The 23,371-nt window shown below is 35.4% G+C and carries 14 protein-coding genes and 1 other RNA gene; 5 read left to right on the top strand and 10 right to left on the bottom strand.

Annotated elements, in window-relative coordinates:
* The 5 genes from QM491_RS14940 to QM491_RS14920 all read right to left on the bottom strand — a co-directional run bounded on the left by QM491_RS14940 (position 1) and on the right by QM491_RS14920 (position 6,059).
* On the bottom strand, positions 1–1,203 hold the full coding sequence (locus QM491_RS14940) for a tyrosine-type recombinase/integrase (RefSeq protein ID WP_283328286.1): 1,203 nt from the start codon (positions 1,201–1,203) through the stop codon (positions 1–3).
* A gap of 88 nt (positions 1,204–1,291) precedes the next feature.
* Positions 1,292–1,690: a transfer-messenger RNA gene (gene ssrA / locus QM491_RS14935) on the bottom strand.
* A gap of 174 nt (positions 1,691–1,864) precedes the next feature.
* Positions 1,865–3,907 carry a TonB-dependent receptor family protein gene (locus QM491_RS14930; protein WP_283328285.1) on the bottom strand — a complete coding sequence of 681 codons (2,043 nt, stop codon included), beginning with the start codon at positions 3,905–3,907 and terminating at the stop codon, positions 1,865–1,867.
* 908 nt (positions 3,908–4,815) lie between these two features.
* A complete protein-coding gene (locus QM491_RS14925; RefSeq protein WP_283328284.1) occupies positions 4,816–5,190 on the bottom strand; it encodes a co-chaperone GroES in 375 nt (124 codons plus the stop codon).
* 356 nt (positions 5,191–5,546) lie between these two features.
* Positions 5,547–6,059: a metallophosphoesterase family protein gene (locus tag QM491_RS14920; RefSeq protein ID WP_283328283.1), complete on the bottom strand. Its 513-nt coding sequence runs from the start codon at positions 6,057–6,059 to the stop codon at positions 5,547–5,549.
* A 512-nt stretch (positions 6,060–6,571) separates the two neighbouring features.
* Between QM491_RS14920 and QM491_RS14915 the strand changes: the two genes are divergently transcribed.
* Entirely contained in the window at positions 6,572–7,213 is a 642-nt protein-coding gene (locus tag QM491_RS14915) for a hypothetical protein (protein ID WP_283328282.1), read from the top strand.
* A 171-nt stretch (positions 7,214–7,384) separates the two neighbouring features.
* Here the strand turns inward: QM491_RS14915 and QM491_RS14910 are convergent, their stop codons facing one another.
* Positions 7,385–7,996 (bottom strand): hypothetical protein, encoded by a 612-nt coding sequence (locus QM491_RS14910; protein WP_283328281.1) that lies wholly within the window; start codon positions 7,994–7,996, stop codon positions 7,385–7,387.
* Between the two features lie 70 nt (positions 7,997–8,066).
* On the opposite strand from QM491_RS14910, the gene QM491_RS14905 reads away from it, so the two are divergent.
* Together QM491_RS14905 and QM491_RS14900 are read left to right on the top strand one after the other, a co-directional pair.
* Positions 8,067–8,567, top strand: a complete 501-nt coding sequence (locus QM491_RS14905; protein ID WP_283328280.1) for a GNAT family N-acetyltransferase — start codon at positions 8,067–8,069, stop codon at positions 8,565–8,567.
* A gap of 119 nt (positions 8,568–8,686) precedes the next feature.
* Positions 8,687–9,679: a zinc dependent phospholipase C family protein gene (locus QM491_RS14900; protein ID WP_283328279.1), complete on the top strand. Its 993-nt coding sequence runs from the start codon at positions 8,687–8,689 to the stop codon at positions 9,677–9,679.
* A gap of 191 nt (positions 9,680–9,870) precedes the next feature.
* Here the strand turns inward: QM491_RS14900 and QM491_RS14895 are convergent, their stop codons facing one another.
* The 3 genes from QM491_RS14895 to QM491_RS14885 all read right to left on the bottom strand — a co-directional run bounded on the left by QM491_RS14895 (position 9,871) and on the right by QM491_RS14885 (position 16,024).
* A complete protein-coding gene (locus QM491_RS14895) occupies positions 9,871–10,875 on the bottom strand; it encodes a phospholipase D-like domain-containing protein (RefSeq protein WP_283328278.1) in 1,005 nt (334 codons plus the stop codon).
* 139 nt (positions 10,876–11,014) lie between these two features.
* Positions 11,015–15,091 (bottom strand): hybrid sensor histidine kinase/response regulator transcription factor, encoded by a 4,077-nt coding sequence (locus QM491_RS14890; RefSeq protein WP_283328277.1) that lies wholly within the window; start codon positions 15,089–15,091, stop codon positions 11,015–11,017.
* A 117-nt stretch (positions 15,092–15,208) separates the two neighbouring features.
* A complete protein-coding gene (locus QM491_RS14885; protein ID WP_283328276.1) occupies positions 15,209–16,024 on the bottom strand; it encodes a substrate-binding domain-containing protein in 816 nt (271 codons plus the stop codon).
* A gap of 711 nt (positions 16,025–16,735) precedes the next feature.
* On the opposite strand from QM491_RS14885, the gene QM491_RS14880 reads away from it, so the two are divergent.
* Positions 16,736–17,761 (top strand): GntR family transcriptional regulator, encoded by a 1,026-nt coding sequence (locus QM491_RS14880; RefSeq protein WP_283328275.1) that lies wholly within the window; start codon positions 16,736–16,738, stop codon positions 17,759–17,761.
* Positions 17,762–17,821: 60 nt separating this feature from the next.
* Here the strand turns inward: QM491_RS14880 and queG are convergent, their stop codons facing one another.
* Positions 17,822–18,766, bottom strand: a complete 945-nt coding sequence (queG, locus tag QM491_RS14875; RefSeq protein ID WP_283328274.1) for a tRNA epoxyqueuosine(34) reductase QueG — start codon at positions 18,764–18,766, stop codon at positions 17,822–17,824.
* Between the two features lie 546 nt (positions 18,767–19,312).
* On the opposite strand from queG, the gene QM491_RS14870 reads away from it, so the two are divergent.
* Complete coding sequence (locus QM491_RS14870; protein WP_283328273.1) at positions 19,313–23,281, top strand: sialate O-acetylesterase; 3,969 nt, start codon at positions 19,313–19,315, stop codon at positions 23,279–23,281.
* Positions 23,282–23,371 lie beyond the last annotated feature (90 nt).

Genomic DNA, 23,371 nt, shown 5'->3' with positions numbered 1-23,371 from the left:
CTATAGTGCTGGGAATGATTCCAAAATCTCAGATTCAAGGAACATTCCCAGACTTTTCAAGTACTTATCAGTTTGCTCAAGTGAGCTATGACGGCACATTCTTTGAATCAGTTTAATATCCTTGGTAGCCCGATAGAGCGCAATTACACCAGTATCTTTCCAAGAGTATTGAGAGTAATTTTTATTCTTCAAATTCAGCGCATCAAGTACTTTCGCATGCTGAAGGTAAAACCATCTATCCCCAGGACACTTCAACCCCGGACGACCTTGTAAAGTAAAAATGTAAAGCTCTGGATCATAATCTCGGAGTTTGTATTCCTGTATCAATTCTTCGAGTCCTCTCGATATCTGAACATATTGAGTTTTTCTATTTTTGGCGTCATCTGAACGTACTCTAATATAGTGCTCTCCAATATCTCCGATTTTCAAATTACGAACCTCTTCCCCAGGGCGAAGGAAAGTATAATACATAATGGCCAGGTACAACCACAATTGAGGATTAGGATTAGTTTCTGTAAGATATGTTTTAATTAATGCTCTATCAGTATCTGAAAAAGCCACTCGTTTCCCTATTTCTATAGGCAAACTTTCCATTTCAGTAAAGGGATTCTCTTTTACAATTTTTCGACGCATCAAAAAATTAAAGAAGATACTCATCGTTCCAATGCTCGTCTTGGTGGTCTTATTCGAGAGCTCCAAACCTCCCTCTCTCCTTGTCTTCAGAAGGTGGTCAAAAAACTCAAAAGCCATTTGACTAGAAAACTCCGTAACCTCTCTAAAATTTGGATAGTACTTAATAAGAAAATTAGTGTAGCGTTTAAGATGTGATTTATAAGTCCGCAGGGTATTTCGCTTTTTAGTATTCTGGGTAAACTTGAGAAACAAAGAAACATAATCAAAGACGGTACTTTTCTTTTCTTCAGCTTGAGGGCTTGCGGGTAAAACCTTCTTTTTCTTATCAACGGTATAGGCTCCATTCTTCAACCAGGTACTTATCTCTTTAATAAGGTTTTTAGAATCCTTATAACGCTCTTGTGCTGTAGCTCCTTTAGGGGTCAAACGTTTCCTTTCCAGCTTCGCTAAATCAATATTCCAGATATAGAAAGTTATCAACCAAGGCTTAGAAATATCCCCATTGTAGTCATTCAAACGGGGTAATCTAAACTCGTATTTGTATTCCTCTTTTGATGCTTTTACTGCCATTTTTTGTCTGTTTACTGCCAAATTTTTGCCATTCCGAGGGGTATAAACGCAAAAAACCGCTTATACAGGCCGTATAAGCGGTTTTTAATAGTGGAGACGGAGAGATTCGAACTCTCGTCCAGACAAGGAAACTCATAGCTTTCTACACGTTTAGTCTTGATTAATTGTCGGGAATACTTTGGTTCAAGCCGGACCAAAAATATTCCGTAGGCTCGGTATACTAGATTTTACTCAGAGACATCAGCAAAACCCGACTCTGCTTGTCGTCACCCCAATTCCACACGGCAGAGTTTAGCATGGAGGGATGTGGCAGGAAGCATCAACCTAGTTGAAAGCGACCTATGACTTATCCTAAATTAGGAATTAAGCTGCCATGGCATACGAAGTATTGCCAGTTATGGTTTGAGTTGATTTTTAACAGGAGGTCTACCCTACTCCCGACGTGCTTACTATCAGAATACACAAGCTGTCAATACCGGTCGTCCCCAGTATTTTGTCTTAATAAGGTGCAAATATAACAATAAATCATGAATTTCTAAAATTCAAATCAATTATGCGTATATCGCTCCTGCAAATCTCATAATCTGTGAGATTAAAAAAATCTTCAATGCTCAAATTGCTAATTATTTCACATTGGCTCTTTGTCGAGAGTCTCAACATTTTAAATTCCCAGTTTTATTCCTGCATAAATCGTCCTTCCTGCTGCTGGTTCATAATATCTGTTAGCAGTAGCATTGATTTGAATATTAGCAAAATAAGACGCATCAAAAAGATTATTCACACCCACAAATGGCTCTATTGTCATTCCTTTCAGATGTTTTTGCCATCCTGCACGCAAATTCAAGGTTTGGTATCCGTCTACAGAAACAGTATTTGCGTCATTGGCATACATCGACGATACACTTCGAAATTGAGCTACAGCAAATAGTCCTGATTTTGGGAAATATCTTAACTCTGCATACACTTGATTTTTAGGAATACCTGGCAAACGATTTCCTGCAAACTCTCCCGCTAATGTTTGATAACTTTTGTACTCAAAATCAGAGTATGTATAATTTAAAAATGTTGTTAATGCGGCAACTATTTGACAGCTTAAACCTACTTCTACTCCTTTTCGGACAGATTCTCCTGCATTGCGATAGAAGGTACGCCCCACTTGATTGGGCAACTGATATGGAACAATTTCTCCCTGAATATTTACCTGAAAAACGCTTATATCTACTCTAGTTTTATTACCTAACCACGCTTTATACCCCAACTCGTAATTTTGCGATTTTTGAGGATTTAAGTCTGGATTAAATCCACCTTGACCTATTGGATTATTAGTCAATTCATTAAGTGAGGGAGTTTCGAAATTACTCGTGAAGTTACCATACAAGGTATTGCGTGGCGCAAGACTATATGATATACCTACCATTGGACTAAATCGCTGAAAAGTTTTCTGTGCAGACTGATTTCCATCTGACAAAAATTTATCAGTAACACCTATTTTTATCAAGTCATATCGTGTGTTTAGAACAAGTCTTAGTGCTTTCGATGGGGCAAATTCTTGTAAGATATATGCACCTGTATTATCAAAACTTTCTTCTTGATCAAGTCGAAGAGTTGTTCGTGTACCAAGTTTGTTATCGTATCGCTGACGATTGTCGGCTTGGTTCTCCAAGTCTAAACCTGTACGCAGTTTGTATCCTTTAGTAGAAAACTGATAGGCGAATCCCCCACCCCAAAATACTCGTTGAAAGGCAATTTGTCCACTGGCTTCAAAGGCCTGATTAGTATTAAAATCACGATTTATCAAAAAAACTCTTGCATTAATAGCACTTTTTTCTCCTAACTTTTGGTCAAAAACCAAGGCATTTCTCAACTGATTAAAAGATTCTGTGGTATTATAATCAACGTTGGCTTTTCGGGCTTGTGTACGGTCTTTGTTTACTTCCTCCAGGGTAATTCCTCCAGGGTCTTCAGCATTGGGGCTATTGATATAGGAAGTCAACAAACTCAGTTGCGTTTTATCCGAGGGACGAAACCCTATCTTTAGATTCAACAAATTTCGTTCTAAAGCACTTTTTTGACGATATCCGACACTTTCCAATCGTGATACACTACCCAATACAGACCATTCGCCCCACGAAGAGCCAAATTTGACTTGATAGCGTTTTAAACCATAGCTTCCAAAAGTACTCGATATTTCGGCATAAGGCTTGTTAGGCATACTTTCGGTTTGTAAAGCAATTACTCCACCCGAGGCATTACCATAAATTCCTGATGTTGCCCCTTTTAGCACTTCGATTCTTTCTATTAACCCTACATCTATATTACCCAATTTGGCGGTTCCGTCTGGAGTTGATTCTGGTACACCGTCAAGGACAATCTTTAATCCACGAATGCCAAAAGCAGCACGGGCGCCAAATCCCCTAATTGAAATCCTTAAGTCTTGAGCAAAGTTTTCAGAATTCATTGCAAAAACCCCAGGAACAGTATTAAGAGCTTCAAACAAAGATAATTTGGTCTGACCTATTTGCAGACGAGCTTTACCGATTGTTGAAACTGATACTGGTAGCTGGTTCTCTTTTTGAGGGATGCGTGAGGAAAGAACAGTAACTGGCGCTAATTCTTTGGCTGTATAGAGCGTGTCCTGAGATGTTTGTTGAGCAAGAATACCAAAAGTTTGATGAATTAAAAGTAAAAATATAGCGTATCTCATGTGTTATATAGAAAAAAGAAAAGAGGGTTGACTCGATTGCATTAATACCTTCATTATTTAAAACATAAAGGTACAATCAAAAAAATAAAACCTCGAAAAGTTTAGCTCTCCGAGGTCTGTTTTCTGATTAGGTATTTAATTAAAAGTAAGGATTAAAATCTTGTATATGATTATAAAATATAGATCATCTATTGTAAGGATTATAATGCTTTTGATAAGGATGAAAGATGGAGTTCAATGTCAAACATCCGCCAATGCTTGTAAAACCCCATCAGTTCAAACCTGTTCTACATTGAGACAGTTTTCTGTAAAATACTTTATACATCCGCCAATGTAAGAGTACAACTAAAACAGTTTGTCATCAAAATATAGACTGAAGGTCACGTTACAGAAACCAAATATTGTTGCCCTATTCGCAATCATGCAACAGGAAGATTATCGACAAAATAAAACTAGTGTGCATCCAAATTTATATTGGGTACAAAATAAAAATTAAGATTAGTTGAAGTATTCTTTAAAGCAAACACCTTTGCTCAAAGGTATTTTTCTAAAGGATTTTTAGCTAATGGGCTTTTTGCATATTAGGCGAACAAAAAGTCAATAACTACTCCATGGACTTTTGTAGCGGCAAAAGAATGGAATAAAAATTAGAATAACTGAAGACTCAATATTACTCTATGGCGATTATACTGACTTAATTTACAATCATTATGCCAAATGGCATAAAAGAACAGAAATCGTCCAAGTTTTATACTTTTGTTCAGATTATTGGAGTCCTTCGTTTAAACAAATACGATTTGGGCATTTGTGACTAATAATACTGAAAATTACAATGTTTATTTATAGTATTGAAAAATATTCTATAAAAACGCACGAATTATTAAAATAATTTACGAACTGCATGTTAACTACCAGTCCTCACGAACAATCATTAAAATTGATGACTGGGGAATAATGATATACTTCTCATGATCAACTTCTACTTCTATACCATTTCTCTTTAGAAATAAAGCTTGATCTCCTTCCTTTACTTGAAGAGGAATGTATCTCACCTGATCTGAATCCTTCCAAGGCTCGTCTTCTTGAACAGCAGGTATAGGAAACCCAGGTCCAGTTTTTATGACGTATCCTTTTAATATTTCCTCTTTTTCTTGAACCGTTGGGGGCAAAAATAAACCCGAACGCGTTACCCCATTACTTTCTTGTGGGCGAATTAATACCCTATCACCCATCATAATCACTTTATCCAAAGTATTGATACCACCAATTGTTGTAATCATCATTTTAAGTATTTCTATTGCAAATAGTATTTTCTATTATGCAAAATTAAACAATATTTTCACTAAAAAATCAAGTATAAAAATATGTATTAATGCTGAATCGTGAGAGGCGAATCATGAATGTAAAATTCTAACTTTCAACACCTTACTTTACAAATCAAATTCATCAATTATACAACATAAAAATGCTTGTTTATTAGTTTTTTAGAAACCAATTTTTTCATCAACTTCGTAGGAGCTTTTACAAAGGGAAACAAGATAATTCTCCTGTATTCATTCTTATTTTGCCTGCATTAAGCTCTAGACTTGATGCTGTAAAAGCCAACAAGTGTTTTTTATGAAATAATAGAAACTTTAGGCTAATTGATTCTGGTTTTGGTTCTTGGCATATTTATCATTTCTACATCAAATATTCGCTTACCATCAATTTTTAGACGAATAGCCGTCTGCACTTGATGAAAACCATGCTGCCCTGCTGCTCCTGGGTTGATAAACAACATACCTTTTCTATTCAAGTCTCTTTTGACTTGTAAAATATGCGAATGCCCACATACAAATATTTCAGGCAACTGTATTTCAAAACATTTGAGTGCATCTGGCTTGTATTTGGAAGGTGCTCCTGCAATATGTGTCATACCTACCAAAACTTCTTCGCAGTAAAAATGGTTTATTAATGGATAAGTCTGTCGAACGGGCGTACCATCAATATTGCCATAAACTCCCATAACTGGCTTTATAGCCGACAAGGTATCGGATACCGACACATCGCCCCAATCGCCACCATGCCATATTTGATCGCACCATTCCACGTGCTCCATCAATCTTGGGTCGAGATAACTATGGGTATCTGATATAATTAATATTTTTTTCATATTATTAAGTTAGTGGACAAAATAAAATTTAAGATTATGCTTGGGGCTTTCAGGTAACAGCTTTCGGCGGTGGGTTTTGGGAAAAAGCATGGTTGTGGGTAATAAAAAACATTTTAACACTCTGTGCCTTGCGCCTGTTGCCTAGTGCCTAAACACATAACTTAAATCTTATTTTGCAAGATTACTTAAGTACCAAGGCAAAATTAAAATAATTTTACCCGCTTTAAGCTCTAGGTTTTATGACTTAGGCTAAAAGTTAAAAAGTATTTGTTAGAAAATTAGTGAAGCTTTTTTAACTAATGTCTACGGCTTACTGCCTAATACGTAATAATGCGATTTTATTTTGCACTAATGCTTAATGGGTCATATTTTTTAGTACTTCTTCCAATAATTTTATACATTTAAGCATACATTACCAATGTACATTTGTTGACTATAGAAACTAGAATTGGCAAGTCACCAGTCGCATACTTCAGAACTGACAGTCGTCCCAATCTTGTATTAATTCCAATATGAGCACTCAAGCATTTGAAATACAGTTATACGAAAAACTGAATCAGTTTTTCTTCGAGCATGATTACTTGCTGATGGTAGATAAAAAGCAGTATAGAAAAATTACAACGTCAGGCTTTCTAAACGTTATTTTCACCTGTACTTCTTACGAAAATGAAATCTTACTCGATGTAAATATGGGATGTCGAAATGAGAAAATTGAGCAAATCGCCCAACAATATCTAGGTAATGCTCGTGACTATTGGGAAGATGCTAACACTTTTGTGATTTCTATTGGCAAATTCAATGACTCAAAAAACTTTCGATATAAAATCCAAACTGACTCAGATTTAGATGATGCTTGCGAAGAAATACGTAGCTTTTTGCTTGTTCATGGCTTTGAGTTTTTACAATCAAATCATACACTTGATGCGATACATCAGATGTTTAATGCAACACCAAAGCTACCTTGTAAATATGTTTATAATCAATCACACAGACGGTTTAAAGGTTTGATTGTTTCCAAATTTGTAAATGATGAAAACTTTAAGGACTTATTTGAAAAACATAGGCGAGGGCTTATTTTTTCGCACGCAAGTGAAGAAGAAGTTCAAACTTTTGATAGGCTAATGGGATTTTTAATGTATGTATCTGATAATTAAAGTTACTATCTAACAGGCTTTAGACAAAGTCTTTTAGATAGTAACCTTAACAAACTGCACAGAGTATAAAATACAAAATCCTAGCTATCAGCATATTATCAAAAAAAAGTAATTGATAAATTTATTGCTTAAAACTCTGCACTTTATTCCGTATTGTCTATGTCAAGAAACTTAGTTTATCGATTGTCCTACAGACTCAATCCATTGATTAAACAATTTTCCTTCTAATTGACAAGCCACTGTAGCATGCTCTTCCCAATTACTTGAAAACTCTTTTAATTGAGTTATCATTTCAGCCAAATGTCCTTCTTCTTCTACAATAATAGATTTCATATTTACCTTCGATTTGGCTTGTTCTAATACCTCTTGATATACAGGATATAACTCATCTGCACGAACTTCAATGGCGTAAGTCACCAATAAATAGGCTGCATATTTAAGTTCGACACCTGATAGTTGCAAAGTGGCTTTTAAGTATTTACAAACCTGCAAATCAAGCAAATTTAGATAAGAATAACTAGCAAAAGGAGCTATCAAGAATTCATCATCATAAGTTGCGTAATCATCTATTTGAGCAACTTTTTGAATTTGTTTCTTTAGATAAAAAGCGTGACGAGCCTCCTCGGCGGCGTGTTTCAACACAATATAAGAAACCTTTCTTTTGTGTTCAGATGCTGAAATTTTTCTAGCACCTGTGTTTTCCATCAACGACAAAGTATTCAAAAAACGAGCATGAATTGCATTGTCGGATACGACTTTTCCTAAAATTTCTTGTAATTTCATATTCAAAAATATATTAATCGTGGTACGCTGAGGTTTTCTTCATTAAAAAATTAAACACTTTGTTGATTTTATGCAATTTCATTATGTAAACTACTCTGATCAAGAACTTGCTATCGTTCAGGAATTGTTTGAAGAATACTCTCTCGAACTTGGAATAGATTTATGTTTCCAAAACTTTGAGCAAGAGCTTCAAACGCTTTCAAAAGTCTACGCTACGCCAAAGGGCTGCATCATTATATTGTATCATGAACAACATCCAGCAGGTTGCGTTGCACTTAAGCCTATTGCTGAGGGAGTCTGTGAAATGAAAAGGCTGTATATTCGTCCTGCTTTTCGTGGTTTAAAGTATGGCAAAAAATTAGCTCAAGAATTGGTTTCTTTTGCTTATAAAGCAGGGTATTCAACCATGAAATTAGACACCCTAACTACCCTAACAGATGCAATAAGGTTATATCGTTCTATGCAATTTGTAGAAACAGCACCTTATGTCTACAACCCCCTAGATAATGTTTTATACTTTGAATTAAACTTAATTGAGTATTTTCAATCCAAACCTGAGGAGCTCGCTTAGCATCTACAAAGTCTGTTAAAACGCCAATATATTATTGATAAACAATCGAGTATGACTTTGTTGCTACTTTGCTTTAGTATATGTACTAAGGGCTCATTAGTTGTTATTTAAAAAATTTAATGAAAAAACTATTCATCACTTCTTCAGCCATTGTATTGCTTGTGGCACTTGGCTCATGGGGATTCTTAGCCCATCGCACTATCCACCAAATCTCAATTTATTCCTTACCAAAGCCTTTGCAGTTATTCTTCGGAAGCGAAATGGACTATATGGTTTATAATTCTGTTCGCCCAGATGTTCGTCGCAAAGATGACCCCAAAGAGGAAACCAAACACTTCATCGACGGCGATGCGCCCGTTTTCGGAAAAGAAGGACTTGACAATATTCCAGAAAAATGGGAAGATGCCGTAAAAAAATATTCAGAAGATACCCTTCGCAAATATGGTACTGTACCTTGGGAGGTTTTGTGGCTCAAAGATAAGCTCACTAACGCATTTAAGAACAAACAAAAAGACAGTATTTTGTACTACGCAGCCGATATGGGGCACTATATTTCGGATGCACACGTGCCTTTGCACACTAGTTATAACTATGATGGTCAATTGACTAATCAAAAAGGCTTGCATTCTTTATGGGAAAGTACAGTTCCTGAATTACATTTGGATACTTACAACCTTTATCAAAAACACAAAGCTCATTATTTGAAAAACCCACAAGCGGAGATTTGGAAAGTCGCTCGAAAATCAAGCGAGATGCTTAAGGCGGTATTTGAAGAAGAAATAAATGCTTCTGAAGGATTTACTGAAGCTCAGAAATTTAGACGCTCAGAAAGATTTGGTCAAATGCGCAAAAACTACACACCTGAATTTGCCAAAGCCTATGCAAAACGTCTGGGCAATTCAGTAAATGAGCGTTTATTAGAGTCATCGCAATGTGTAGCAGACTTTTGGTACACTTGCTGGGTCGATGCAGGTTGCCCAGATTTGAGTGACATTACTAAAAATGTAGATGCTACAAAACAAAAAATTAAAACAGAAAGTAAAGCTTGGAAGAAAAATGAGCTATTAAAAAATGGCTTACTTCAATCTCGCAAAGCAGCTCCTGAGAACTAGGCGATTGAGTGATAAAATGCTTTATTTAGATAAATTAAAAATCCTGCAAAACTGCTTCTTGTAGCAGTTTTGCAGGATTTTTAATTTATCTAATATCTATGACAAGATAAAAAGTAAGAGATTGTGGGCGAACTCCCATCCAATTACACGAAAAGATCTATTGTATCACTCAAACTCTAATCTGATATTTTTTATTTTCCATTCATGATTTCAAGTTTTATTCTCAAGAATTGTTCTGCAAATTTTTTGGCTTCTAAACGGCTATCAATTAAAGAAATAGTTTCGTTATTATATTGTGCTTTATTAGTCCAATTATAGGAACCATGAATGATTTTTTCTAAATCAATTATGCAAAACTTATTATGCATTAATTTATTGAACTTATCATTTGAAGGAGCAAAGTACACTTCAAAATGTTCTATTAATTTTTCTTTTAAGGTTGAATTTATATTATCATCATTCAAAATAATCTGAATATTAACACCTTGTTTTACTTTTTTGTAAAGTACATTAGCTAAATCTCTATCTGTAAACCATGAAACTGCAACCCAAATTATAAACTTTGCACTCTCCAGCTCTTTACAAATAAAATCTTTAATATTATCAAATTCAGAAATTAATCCTAATGAATCAGTATCAAAATACTGTAATATAACTTCATCTAATTTACTTTCGGGATATTTCCCCATTAACTTTTTACCAAGTTCAAGTATTTGCAAATTATCTAAATGTGACACTCTTTGGTAAACGTAATTCCATTTACCCTTGAACGCTTCATCCGTTGTTCCAGTTTGTAGTCCATAACCGGTGCAAATCACAGGCAGATTATTTGCTGATTCTTTCGACAAATTGCCAATAATTATTTCTGATAACTCGTTTGCTTCTTTTGCTGATATAGATATTCGTTCTCGTAAATTATTAGCATCATTTAAATAATCAATAATTGTTTGTAAATCTGCTTTAAGGTCGTAAGCTTCTGTTATAAATTCTGGGTTTAAGTCAATTGATTCTAACATTTTTTCAAGTCTTGAATCATCTAATCTTTTCAAAGAAGCAACAAACCTTTTAGACAAATCCTTAAAAGAATACAAATAAGCTGTTCGCTTATCTGATTCATCACTTGGAGAACACTTACCAAGTGGAAAGTTTTCAATTTCATTTGAAAGCTTATTTATTCTTTCTATCAATGTTGACATTTATTCTATTTCTTTCTATAACCTATTTGTTCCAAATGTAATTGTTATTTTTCTAACATGCCAGCAGTATTAATCATACGCTGGAACAAGTGGTATACGCAGGTCATTGGGTCCTTCTAGAAATCAATTCTCACATTGATCAAACTTTATCTCTCATTTCGGAAGGTGATTTACCGTATTCTTTTTTGAAAATTCTGGTAAAATACGATGGGTCATTGAAGCCTACTTTGTAGGCAATTTCAGATACCGTATAACTTTCTGTTTCTAGTAATTGAACCGCACGTTTCAAACGAATATTTCTTATAAACTCATTCCCAGAAAGATTGGTCAAGCTTTTGAGTTTGCGGTACAACTGCATATTACTCATTTTCAATTCAGATTCTAATTGCTGAATATCAAAAGCTGGATTATCTATATTTTCTTCAACAGTACGAATAGCCCGCTCAAGGAAGTGCTCATCGGCCGTATTAAGCGTAATTTCTTTAGGTTGAATTTCCACTTCTTGTGTAAAACGCTCACGAAGTTTACGACGGATTTCCAATAGGTTTTTCACCCTAACCTCTAGCAAATTTGCGTTAAATGGTTTTGTGATATAATCATCAGCACCAACTTCCCAACCCACAATTTTACTTTCATTATTACTTTTTGAAGTAAGAATAATCACAGGAATATGGCTTGTTTTGACATTTTCTTTTACCAACCCACAAAACTCTACGCCTGTTAATTCAGGCATCATCCAGTCAGATATAATCAAGTCTGGGATATAGTTAAGCGCCTTTTCCCAAGCAAGCTTACCATTGTCGGCTTCCAAAACTTCAAAATTATCACTCAATACCTCTTTTATATACTCACGAAGTTCTTCATTATCTTCAGCAATTAAGACGATTGGCTTTTCGCTATTGATACTCGATTTATCGTTTTTAGGCATAGTCTTTTTCAACACAGTAAGTGTTTCAATCCCTATCTCTTTGGTTGTCTCTTTAATCCAGCTTCTTTCAAATGAGCTTGCAGACGCAGGCAATATAACTTTGAAGGTACTTCCTTCCTGCGGAATACTGGCTACTGAAATATCTCCACGGTGCAACAAAATCAATTCTTTACAAAGTGCCAAACCGACGCCCGTTCCAACTATTTGTGGCTGAGTAGACTCCTGAATTTGATAAAAACGATTAAATATATTAGAGATATGTTGTGGTGAAATCCCAGAACCAGTATCTTTTACCAAAATTTGCACTTTATCTAATTGCCCACCAAGCTGGTAAATAGGCTCAAGATTCACCTCTATCTTTCCTTTTTCAGGGGTATATTTAAAGGCATTTGATAGCAAATTGGTTACGACTTTTTCTAAAATATCGGCATCGTAAAAAGCCATTAATTGTTTTGGTTCAGTTACAAATGTTAAATCTATTTGCTTCTGTTCTGCCAAGTTTTTAAAAGAGAATGTTATTTTTTCTAAAAACTCCACAATATCACTCTGCGAGATTTCAGGCGTAAACTTTCCTGCTTCCAATTTTGATAAATCCAATAGTTGATTGATTAATTTGAGCAATTGTTTGGCATTACGATGAATCAATTTAAACTGAGATTTCTGTTTTTCTGGCAAATCAGGATTTTCAGCAAAGAATCTCTCCAACGGTGAAATAATCAACGTTAGTGGCGTGCGAAACTCATGCGAAATATTGGTAAAGAAATTGGTTTTGAGTTTGTCTAATTCTCGAATTTGCTCCTTTTCTTTTTCTTTTAATCTCAAATCAGACTTAAATCGCTCACGCATTTCAATCATTCTTCGAAGAAATACCAAGCCTGCCACCAACATCATGGCATATAAGAAAAACGCCCACCAAGTACGGTACCATGGTGGCAATACCACCACTTGTATCTCTGCTGGTTTTTCATTCCAAACGCCATCGTTATTAGTAGCTTTTACTTTAAATGTATAAGTACCTGGATTGAGGTTGGTATAACTAGCTGTACGTTGCTTACCGACGTAGTTCCAATCTTTGTCGAAGCCCTCCATGATGTAGGCATATTGATTATTTTTGAGCTGTTGGAAGTCCAAGGCTACATAATCAATAGCAAAAACATTTTGGCTTGATTTGAATACAATTTCTTCTGTTACCGAAATATCTTGTTCGAGTGGAGAATCTTCCCCTATCGAAACAGGTTTATTAAACAATTTTACACCTGTCAGATATATATGAGGCACTTCGTTGCTGCCTTTTAAGCTATCAGGATTAAATACATTGAGCCCCCCAGTACCTCCAAAAAACATATCTCCTTTTTGATTTTTTGCATAAGCATTAATCAAAAATTCTTTTCCTTGTAAGCCGTCCGACTCAGCAAAGTTTTTAAACTTCCATTTTTTAGTATCAAAAACAGCCAACCCTTCGTTGGTAGCAAGCCATAAGTTCTGATGACCGTCTTCCATAATACCTTTTACAGCATTGTTTGGCAAACCATCTTTGACGGTTAGGTTTTTGAAAGTTCTGGTATTGGGATAAAATAAGTTTAGTCCTCCACCGTTAGTTCCAACCCAAATTCTTTTTCTAGAATCTTGAAAAATACGGAATACAGCACTACCTCTCAAGCTCCCCTCAGCATCAGTTTGTTTGTAATGTGTTACACGGCGAGTGCGAGGATTATAGGCAAAAATGCCATTGTTGTTTGAACCAACCCATAAATTTCCTAGGAAATCCTCCATCAAGGAATTGACATTTACTCCTAATAGGCGACCAACTTTGTTTAGTTCGGGAATGGGCGTAAACGTTTTCGCCTGTTTGTCAAAAAGTAAAACCCCTGAGCCTTGCGTACCCAACCATACTTTGTTAGGATATCGTGATAGCGCAATGGCTGTCATATTCATACCATATTTGCCCCTTGAGTAAGTGAAGTTCTCAAAACTACCACTACCTTTTTTTAATAACCTCAAACCAACCCCCCAAACGCCCACAAACATATCACCGTCACGGTCGTGCTGAAGAAATACAATATCATTGTTGTTTTGAATTTTGGCAGATTCTTGGTCATTTATATAATGAGTAAACTGATTATTAGCTCTGTCCAACAAAGTCAAGCCACTATTGCTACCAACCCAAATACGATCGTTGGTTTCGCAACTAATAGAGGTTACTCGGTTACTTAATAAACTTTGAGGGGAATTAGACTTGTGACGATACAAGGCAAACTTTGAGTGACGGCTATAATGTACATTGACACCACCTTCCCAAGTACCGATCCAAATGTTATTGTCTCTGTCGACACATAAAGACATAATCGAAAATGAACTTAACCCTGTATCTGAATCAAGATTTGCTTGAACACGAGAGATATTGGCAAAATCAGAGCTTTTGACCAGAATTGCCCCATTATCGGTTCCTACCCATAATGTACCTTCCTGATCACGTACCATTGAGGTAATGATATTTTCTTTGTCCGTTACATAAGGGTTATACAGTAATCGGGTAAACTGCTTGGTACGAATATCAAATTTATATAGACCATTACCACGAGTCCCTATCAGCAAATCTCCGTTTAGGTCTTCAAAAAGGCAGTTTATTTGGTTTTTCTGTGGAGGTAGCTCGTTTTCTAATCTGAAAGTATGTGCCTTTCGTTGAGTATCGAGCATGGTCATTACACCATAGTGCCCTCCTAGCCAAAGGTTTCCTCTTTTATCTTTATAAAAACGAGTAATATCATTGGCATTGAGCTGGCGTGATTCTGTCAAACGCCAAGCAATAGAGTTATCTTCGAGATTAAAACACAATAAACCATAGCCATAAGTAGCAGCCCAAATTTTGCGGTCTTTAGTAGCTACAATGCCCGAAATACTTCTATCGCTGATATTAGATTGATATTTGGCTTGTTTGAAGCGAATAAATTTTCCAGAAGCTACATCTAGTTTATTGACCCCACCATTGATTGTCCCAATCCATAAATTACCATCGGGGTCTTCGGTGATACACGAAATATTGCTACTGGAGATAGAATTAGGGTCGTCAAAATCATGACGATAAACAGTGAAGCTATAGCCATCATATTTGTTGAGACCATCGGAAGTGGCAAACCACAAGAAGCCCTTACTGTCTTGAAAGATATTGAAAGCAGTGCTTTGAGAAAGACCATGCTGAGTACCAATACGGTTAAACCTCAGTTGCCCTGTGGTTGTGTGTACGTATTGTAGTATTATCAATATAATCAGTAAACTTCTGACTCTCATTAATTTAAACCTTCTTGATGCAATTTAGGGGTAAAAAGCTTAATTGTTTATGCTTTTACCTTTTTGACTAAATTTATTAGTTCATTGCTATCGTTCGCTCGATAAGATACGAATGTATTAAAGTGAATTTCGTTGAATAAAGCGAATAGGTGTTTTGATGTGTTCTTTTTTACGTTGTAAAATCAAGTCTGCGGCCTGACGGCCAAGCTCTTCATAATTGATGGTTACAACGGATATTCCTCCAAATAAAACTTCTTTTAGAGGGGTTTCATTGTATGAAATGATACCAATATTTTTACCCAGCAACAGTTGGCGTTTAGCACAGAGTTTTAATATATCGGCAAGTCCTTGTTCAGAAAGAACCAAAAATACTTGATTTGGTCTAACAACCTCCTCTTTTATCTCATTTATTACATTAAATTCAAAAGAATATTTCTTTGCAAACTTTTGAATACCATCTTCAAGTGATCTTGCTATATTACTGGATTCATTTACGACCAAGTTTATCGTTTGATATTTACTTAATGAATCCTTCATTTCTGTAAATATTTGCTGAATTCCTTCCTCAAAATCATGATACACACAAGCATATTCACCTCGGATGAATTCATTTTTCTTATCCAAAATTAGTAGTTTTTCCTTAGGAATACTATTAAGTGTTTTCAGAACATCTTCATGAAGATACGACGAATGTAACAATACAGCCACATGATTATATTCGGCAATTCTTTCACGAATTACTTGGTCGAAGTGTAGCGTTGAATATGGCGTAACCTGATGCACATACACATCGACATGAGCTTTTTCCCCCAATTTTTCAAGAAAACTTTGGTAGATTTTATCTTTGAAATCACTCAGTTTATTAAAAACCAACAACACCTTCATAGAGGCGACATTGGTTTGATTGTCGATGATAGTTTGAGGTTTTGTCACGTGTATATGTGGGTACAATTGTACGCTATCTATTTTCAAATTTCTATTATTTTCTATTTCTTCAAAAATACTCAGTTGGTTATATAGGTAATATCCTGCACTGTGCCGTAAAGGGTATTCTAACCATGACAGCCACCTACAGCAGGGTATTTCAGGATAAGGCTTGGATTGGCGAAAGTCTACCTTTGAAGGAAAGTTTTGGTTCAAAAACTCACTTCAACTATTCAATGAAGTTTTAAAGTTTTTGTAAGTTAAAGTCCTTTGCCAATGGCAAAGGACTTTTTTGTTTTGAAGGGCATTCACCGAAAAATACAAATTTGAAATTTCTATACTTTGATTATATCAAAGTATATTTTCTCCTGACATTTTTTACACAATCTGCAATATATGTCCTACTATATTCAAAAAAAGAACTTTTTGCAAGATATGTACTAGTATTTGACAAATGTGTCCTAACAGATTCGAACTTTATTGGCCTATCTTTGAATCATCAAAAAACTGGATTTTATCATAATTTTTCGGTACTTATCCAATTCAGTAAAATATTAAACAAAGCCCTTTTGGTCTTACCTCAATACAACTCAAAGGCATTTAAAACCTATAATAACTTTAGCAAGTATCATAATAAGATAAGCTAGTTTTTTGAAATCTCTTTTTCGTCAAATACCCCAATACCTTATAAAAACTATAGTATTTCCAAAAATTAACATAATGAAGACTTTTGTAGAATTTGCCCAAATTAAGCACGACTCAAAAACTCCCAAATACCAACAATTGGTAAATTCGCTTTTGGCTGACATTGAGTCTGGAATCCTGAAAGTTGGAGAACGTCTCCCTTCAATCAATGAAGCTAGCGAAGAATGCTATCTTTCAAGAGATACCGTAGAGCGTGCTTATGCCGAATTACATCGCTTGGGTGTGATTACTTCTATCTTCAGAAAAGGTTATTTCATTTCTGGAAAATCTGCTCAAAAGAAAACTAAAGTTTTTTTCTTGGTTGGTAAAATTACCGAAAGCAACAAAGCCATTTTTAATGCTTTTGTAAATGCTGCTGGCAAGGAAGTAATTGTAGATATTTTTACTTATAACTACAAGAGCGATAACTTCCGTGAGATTATTAACAATCACTTAGGTAATTATCACTACTATGTGATTATGCCTCACCTTATCGAGGAAAACGAAGAAAATATCAAATGCCTCAAGAAAATCTCTGGCGAACGCTTGATTTTGTTAGATAAGTCACTACAAAATCTTAACGGAACAAACTCTTCAATTGTGAACAATTCAGGTGAAGAAATTTGTAGTGTAATGCAAAGCCAATTAGAGGTATTTAAAAAATATAAAACACTTAACTTGGTTCTGACTGAAGAAGAATACTTCGATGCTGAGTTGATTACAGGTTTCCGTAATTTCTGCGAAAATAATGGCTTTGACTTCCAAGTATTAGATGGCTTAGAAGGCGAAGAAGTGGAAGAAGGAAATGCTTATTTGACAATGGACGACACTGATTTGGTATATGCTATTAAGTCGAGTACAACACAAGGATTTACTTTAGGAAAAGAAGTTGGCTTGATTTCACTCAATGACTCTTGTTACAAAGAAATCCTTGCAGGTGGTATCACAGTAATTTCAAGTCCATTGGAAGAAGTTGGCAAAATTGCAGCATCTGTTGTGGTAGAGGGCAAAAAAACCAGTACGCAGATGCCTATGCAAATCATTTTAAGAAATTCATTATAATAAGGTATATTAGAAAATAATAAAGCAACTTTCCCTTGGATTGTTGCTTTTTTTTGTGGCTTATTTTTCGCCATTCCATCCAATAAAATTAATATTCCTTTTCAATCCCTCTAGTTTAGTTCTTTTGACTGGTGATTTTTTAAACACTTGGTTAAAAACATCAGAGGTAATTTCTTCCCAATCTTTGTTGGTAAAATCTTTCAAATCAGGATGTAAGTTAAAAAGAGGTTCTTTGTGGGATTTTGAAAAACGATTCCAAGGACAAACATCTTGGCAAACGTCACAACCAAACATCCAATTATCAAATTTGCCCTTCATCTCTATGGGAATTGCTTCTTTGAGTTCAATCGTAAAATAGCTAATACATTTTGAGCCATTGACCACATAAGGTTCTACGATTGCCTCTGTTGGACAAGCTTCGATACAGCGTTTGCAAGTACCACAAAAATCTTTGACAGGACCATCTGGTTCAAGTTCTAAATCAATAATGAGTTCAGAAATGAAGAAAAAGCTCCCATGTCCTTTATTGATAAGATTGGTATTTTTGCCGACCCAACCCAAGCCTGATTTTTTGGCCCAAGCTTTATCCATTACAGGAGCAGAATCCACAAAAACACGCCCTCCTACCTCACCGATATTTTCCTGTATAAAGTCCAAAAGCTGTTTGAGTTTGTCTTTTATCACAAAATGATAGTCCATCCCGTAGGCATACTTGGAGATTTTATAGTCCTCTTCTTTTTCAGCAAGTTTTTCTTCTGGGTAATAATTATAAAGTAATGACACCACCGACTTGGCATCATCGACTAGCAAGCGCGGGTCGAGACGTTTATCGAAGTGATTTTCCATGTAGGTCATCGCTCCATGATAATTATTGTTCAGCCACTTTTCTAATCGGGGTGCTTCTTCTTCCAAAAAAGTAGCTTTTGAGACTCCACAAAAATCAAATCCAAGCAATTTTGCTTGTTCTTTGATGAGTTGAGTATGATGTTGGTGGATTTGGTTCATAATGTCAAAAGCCCATTTATTCAATTACAAAGGTAGTCTGGAATTATTAAACTTGAAAAATCAGGTGATAATCTGTAATTTTATCAAAATTATAATTATCTCTAATACCATAAGATTAAGTAAGTAATCTTGCAGAATAAGATTTAAGTTATGTGTTTAGGCTAGGCAACAGGCACAAGGCACAGAGTGTTAAAATGTTTTTTATTACCCACAACCATGCTTTTTCCAAAGCCCATCGCCGAAAGCCGTTACCTGAAAGCCCAAAGCCCAATCTTAAATTTAATTTTGCACACTTACTTAGGTAATCGTGCAAAATTAAATCTAAGAAATTAATGAGATAAAATATTAGTAATCATAAAATTACACTCAAAACTCATCACTCACAATTCAGCACTCATACTTAACTCATTTCTCTTCCTGCTCCTACTAGGCTATAATCTAGTTTAGATATTTCTATTTTTTTTGTTTTAGAAACATCCATTCTTGAACAAAGTGTGTCTTTATCAATATCAGAATATTCATTTAGTGTGTAAAATCATGAAGTATATGAAGCAAAGTTTATTACTCCTATCAATATTACTATGTTCATTTGGTGTCATAGGGCAAATTATTGGCACTACTAACTTTTCGGCATTACCACGAGATTATCAGTTATATCCTAGAAATAACAATAATCAAGGCGTGGTTATGATAAAAGGCTCAACAACTAATCTAAATACAAGTTACTATTCTGTCGTAGTAAATCGAGAAAGTTCAAAATACCTTTATCAAAAAACGAATATCAACTTTGTTTCATCCACAACAGGACGTTTTGCTTTTACCGACATTTTAATAAAAGCTGAAAAAGCTAATTATAACTTCTATATCTACCAAGTATTAAAATCAGGAGATTCCACTTTAGTCTCTCAAGCTACGAATGTAGTTGCAGGCGATGTCATTGTTTTGACGGGTCAATCAAATGCAGCGTGTTTTTTTAATGATAGTAGAACTAATCCCTTTTGTAGAACTTTTGGAAAAATTACAGAAAACTACAACACAGGCAACTATAATCCAGCAGATACCCTCTGGACAATATCCAATCTTGACCAATCGATTTATGGGGTGGGTACGCTTGGCTTTGAGTTACAAAAGTTAATTCTAGAAAAGTATGACCTCCCTACTTGCTTAATCAATGCAGCAACACCTTGGACCAATTCGGCGATTCATGCAACACGAACCTCCGACAACCCAACTGACCTTACTAATAGTTACGGCAGATTATTATATAGAGTCCAAAAAGCTGGGGTTGTAAATGCCGTAAAAGCCTATATTTATAGACAAGGAGAAAGTGAAGCTTACGGAGAAGGAAGTAATTTTAAAGGAAACTTTAACACTATCCTTGGTAATCTTAAGATGGATATTCCATCTATTCAAAAAATCTATTTATACCAAATCGACATAGTTGATTTATCTACAGGCTATGCGCCAATCGTCCGAGAAGAACAGAGAGAATTTGGTATTTCTAATCCGATAATTGATGTAGTCCCATCCATTGGGACTGTTGGCTTTGATGGTATTCACTATTCTTCAGAAGGTTATCGACAAAATGGTTCCGAATTGTTCCGTCTTTATGCCAGAGACTTTTTGGGTGCAATGGACGATGGCAATTTCTCGGCTCCCAATATCCAAAACGCATACTATACTACACCCCAGAAAAATCAAATCGCTTTAATTTTTCAAAAAGGACAGTCACTCAAATGGCCAGAAAATTATAATGGACAGAATATCAAAGATTTTTTCTATCTCAATGGTATCAATGGATATGTGAAATCAGGAGCAATTTATAAAAATGCGATCTTATTAGATTTATATGATTTCAATCCCGCTACCACTATCGACTATCTACCTCCTATCATCAATAATGGGAATCCTCTTTTTCCATATATGGGGCCTTATATTACCAATCTATTAGGCATGAGAGCGCTTACTTTTTATAAATACCCTATTGGTGACTATAACCCCAAAAATTTAGTTCCTGGAAAAACCGACCCTATTATTACTTTTAGTAAAATTCCTCAAAACTTACAAATGTTTCCTCGTAGCAATAACAATACATCCGAAATTGAAATTAAAGCTACCTTACAGGAGTCTCCGATAAAGTATGATTATATTTCTATTTTAACCAAAAGAAACAGTATAAACTATAACTACAACAAGGTAGGTCTGAGCTATAATAGTGGCAAAACAGATTTTAGTCTAAAAACCACCATAAAATCAGAACTGGCCTCCTATGGCTTTAGTATTTATGCAATAACTGGGACTGACTCTGTCCTGTTAGCGACAAGAACTGATTTGGCGTCGGGAGATTTCTTTACAGTAATGGGACAAACAAATGCCAGAGCATGGCATACCGAAAACAATACTGTATCCTATAATTTTTATAGCTCTTACTGTCGCACTTTTGGCACAAAAGCTAATACTAACTATGCTTTGTCTGACACAACTTGGAAAATAAGTGGAGATGTTCGTGCAGAAGTGGGTGTTTGGGCCTTGGAGCTACAAAAAAAATTGGCTCAGCAATATGGTATTCCTAGCACAATCATCAATGAGTCGGCAATATCAACACCTTTGTCACAGCAGAATATTACCAATTTGACAGGAGATGATATTGGCTCCGTTTATGGACGATTATTGTATAGAGTAAAGAAAGCGGGAATAGGTAGCCAAGTCAAAGCTATATTTTGGTGGGGTGGTGATTTTGATGCTCGTAGTGCAGCCAGTACTTTATATCCAAGTGAGTTTGATAAGCTCTACAAAAGATTGCGAAACGATTTCGCTAATACCATTCCATTATACACTTTCCAAAGCAATGTATATTATAACGGAGTTCAAGATGCTGGAAAAATGCGTGATTTTCAAAGAACTATTGCCAGTAACTATCCCAATACAAAAGTATTTTCGAGTTTCGGATATGACGGATTTGATGGCGTATCGGGTCAATATTCATTAGAGGGATACTTGCAAGTCGCTAATACGCTGTGGAATACGCTTAACAATGATTTGTACGCTACGACCAAAGCTAGTATTTCAACAAGTCCTCAGGTTCAGAAAGTATTTTATACTGATATAAACAAAAAAGAAGTTGTAGTAATTTTTGACGAAGGACAAACGCTGGCATGGCCAAACGATGTAGATACAAATGGTAATAAATATGAAATGCGCTCATATTTTTATCAAGATAAATCATCGGCTAATATAGTTAGTGGAAAAGTAAATCAAAATCGTCTAACATTGACAAATAACGCCAGTAGTTCTGCCCAAACACTCACCTATCTACCAGACTTTATGCCTTCTGTTGCTAATACATCTGACACAAGAACAACATTTAATGGCCCTTTTCTAAAAAATACACAAGGTTTAACTGCCTTTAGTTTCAAAGATTTCCCAATTGCAAACGCACTCAATAGTCCTGTTTTGTCTGTTAATAAAGTCACAGCGACATCACTAGACATTACATGGCCAGCCATTGCAACAGCCACTAGTTACATTATTGAAATTTATAAGGCAAGCAATAATGTTTTAGTCAAACAGAATATTGTTGCAAGTACCACGCTTAGTATATCATTTACTGGTTTGGAAGATAAAACACAATATATCATCAAGGCAAAAGTAATTTCGGCAACGTCTGAATCACCGTACAGTTCTATTACGGCTCTTACTTTCAATCCACTCAAGGCTCCAACATTGACTGGAAATGCTACTTATTACAATGCAGTCCAATTAAATTGGGTAACTACCGATACAGATATTGCTGGGTTTGTGCTAGAGCGTAAAACACCTGATGTATCTAATTATACGGTAATGCTCCAGCCTAATGCTGGAATAAATTCTTTTGCTGATGTCAATCTTACAGCCAATTCGACATATCAATATCGAATCAAAAGCAAGAATTCGGTTACTGAGTCTCCATATACGAATCTAGATATAAAAACGCCTGCCTTACTTAATACTCCAACCTTAAAAGCTACAGCCGCAAGTGAATTTAGTATTAAATTGTCGTGGGAAAATATCGGTGGTACAAACGCCTATCAAATTGAAAAAGACGCTGGAAATAACAATTTTCAACTCTTGACAAAAACCGATGGCAATACCTTAACTTTTACAGATACTAAACTTGAAGCGAATACCACTTATAGTTATAGGATAAAAGCATTTTCAAGTTTTTCAGAATCTAATTACGCTTTCGCAAGTGCTACAACCTTAATTATTTTGGGATTTGACGACCCTAGTTTTAGCAAAACTCTTCTTTATCCGAATCCTAATAATGGGAAGTTTATGATAAAGTTTGAAAAACCATATTCAGGCGAGCTTCGCGTGATAGATTATTTAGGGCGTGAAAACTATAGTACTAAACTAAATCAAAGCGCTGAAAAAGAGCTGGATTTATCACATTTACCATCTGGCAATTACTTTATCCATTGTCAATCAGGAAAAGTATGGCATACCATAAAATTTCAACTCATCCAGAACCCCTAAAACTTTTCTTCTTAAAACTGACATTCGAGAGAAAAGCCGTAACTTTGTGGTTCTCCAAATCTGCCAAGTTGGCAGAAATCATGAAATGGC

This window comes from Flectobacillus longus, assembly GCF_030056705.1.
GTDB classification, from domain to species: Bacteria; Bacteroidota; Bacteroidia; order Cytophagales; family Spirosomataceae; genus Flectobacillus; species Flectobacillus longus.
The sequence above is the reverse complement of the archived record's forward strand: the minus strand, read 5'-3'. Positions and strand labels throughout refer to the sequence as shown.

Excerpts from the sequence above, each read along its gene's own strand:
- QM491_RS14895 (WP_283328278.1), bottom strand. The coding sequence starts at position 10,875 with ATGTCAACATTGATAGAAAGAATAAATAAGCTTTCAAATGAAATTGAA.
- QM491_RS14900 (WP_283328279.1), top strand. The coding sequence starts at position 8,687 with ATGAAAAAACTATTCATCACTTCTTCAGCCATTGTATTGCTTGTGGCA.
- queG (WP_283328274.1), bottom strand. The coding sequence starts at position 18,766 with ATGAACCAAATCCACCAACATCATACTCAACTCATCAAAGAACAAGCA.
- QM491_RS14890 (WP_283328277.1), bottom strand. The coding sequence starts at position 15,091 with ATGAGAGTCAGAAGTTTACTGATTATATTGATAATACTACAATACGTA.
- QM491_RS14920 (WP_283328283.1), bottom strand. The coding sequence starts at position 6,059 with ATGAAAAAAATATTAATTATATCAGATACCCATAGTTATCTCGACCCA.
- QM491_RS14905 (WP_283328280.1), top strand. The coding sequence starts at position 8,067 with ATGCAATTTCATTATGTAAACTACTCTGATCAAGAACTTGCTATCGTT.
- QM491_RS14915 (WP_283328282.1), top strand. The coding sequence starts at position 6,572 with ATGAGCACTCAAGCATTTGAAATACAGTTATACGAAAAACTGAATCAG.
- QM491_RS14925 (WP_283328284.1), bottom strand. The coding sequence starts at position 5,190 with ATGATGATTACAACAATTGGTGGTATCAATACTTTGGATAAAGTGATT.
- QM491_RS14870 (WP_283328273.1), top strand. The coding sequence starts at position 19,313 with ATGAAGCAAAGTTTATTACTCCTATCAATATTACTATGTTCATTTGGT.
- QM491_RS14910 (WP_283328281.1), bottom strand. The coding sequence starts at position 7,996 with ATGAAATTACAAGAAATTTTAGGAAAAGTCGTATCCGACAATGCAATT.
- QM491_RS14880 (WP_283328275.1), top strand. The coding sequence starts at position 16,736 with ATGAAGACTTTTGTAGAATTTGCCCAAATTAAGCACGACTCAAAAACT.
- QM491_RS14930 (WP_283328285.1), bottom strand. The coding sequence starts at position 3,907 with ATGAGATACGCTATATTTTTACTTTTAATTCATCAAACTTTTGGTATT.
- QM491_RS14940 (WP_283328286.1), bottom strand. The coding sequence starts at position 1,203 with ATGGCAGTAAAAGCATCAAAAGAGGAATACAAATACGAGTTTAGATTA.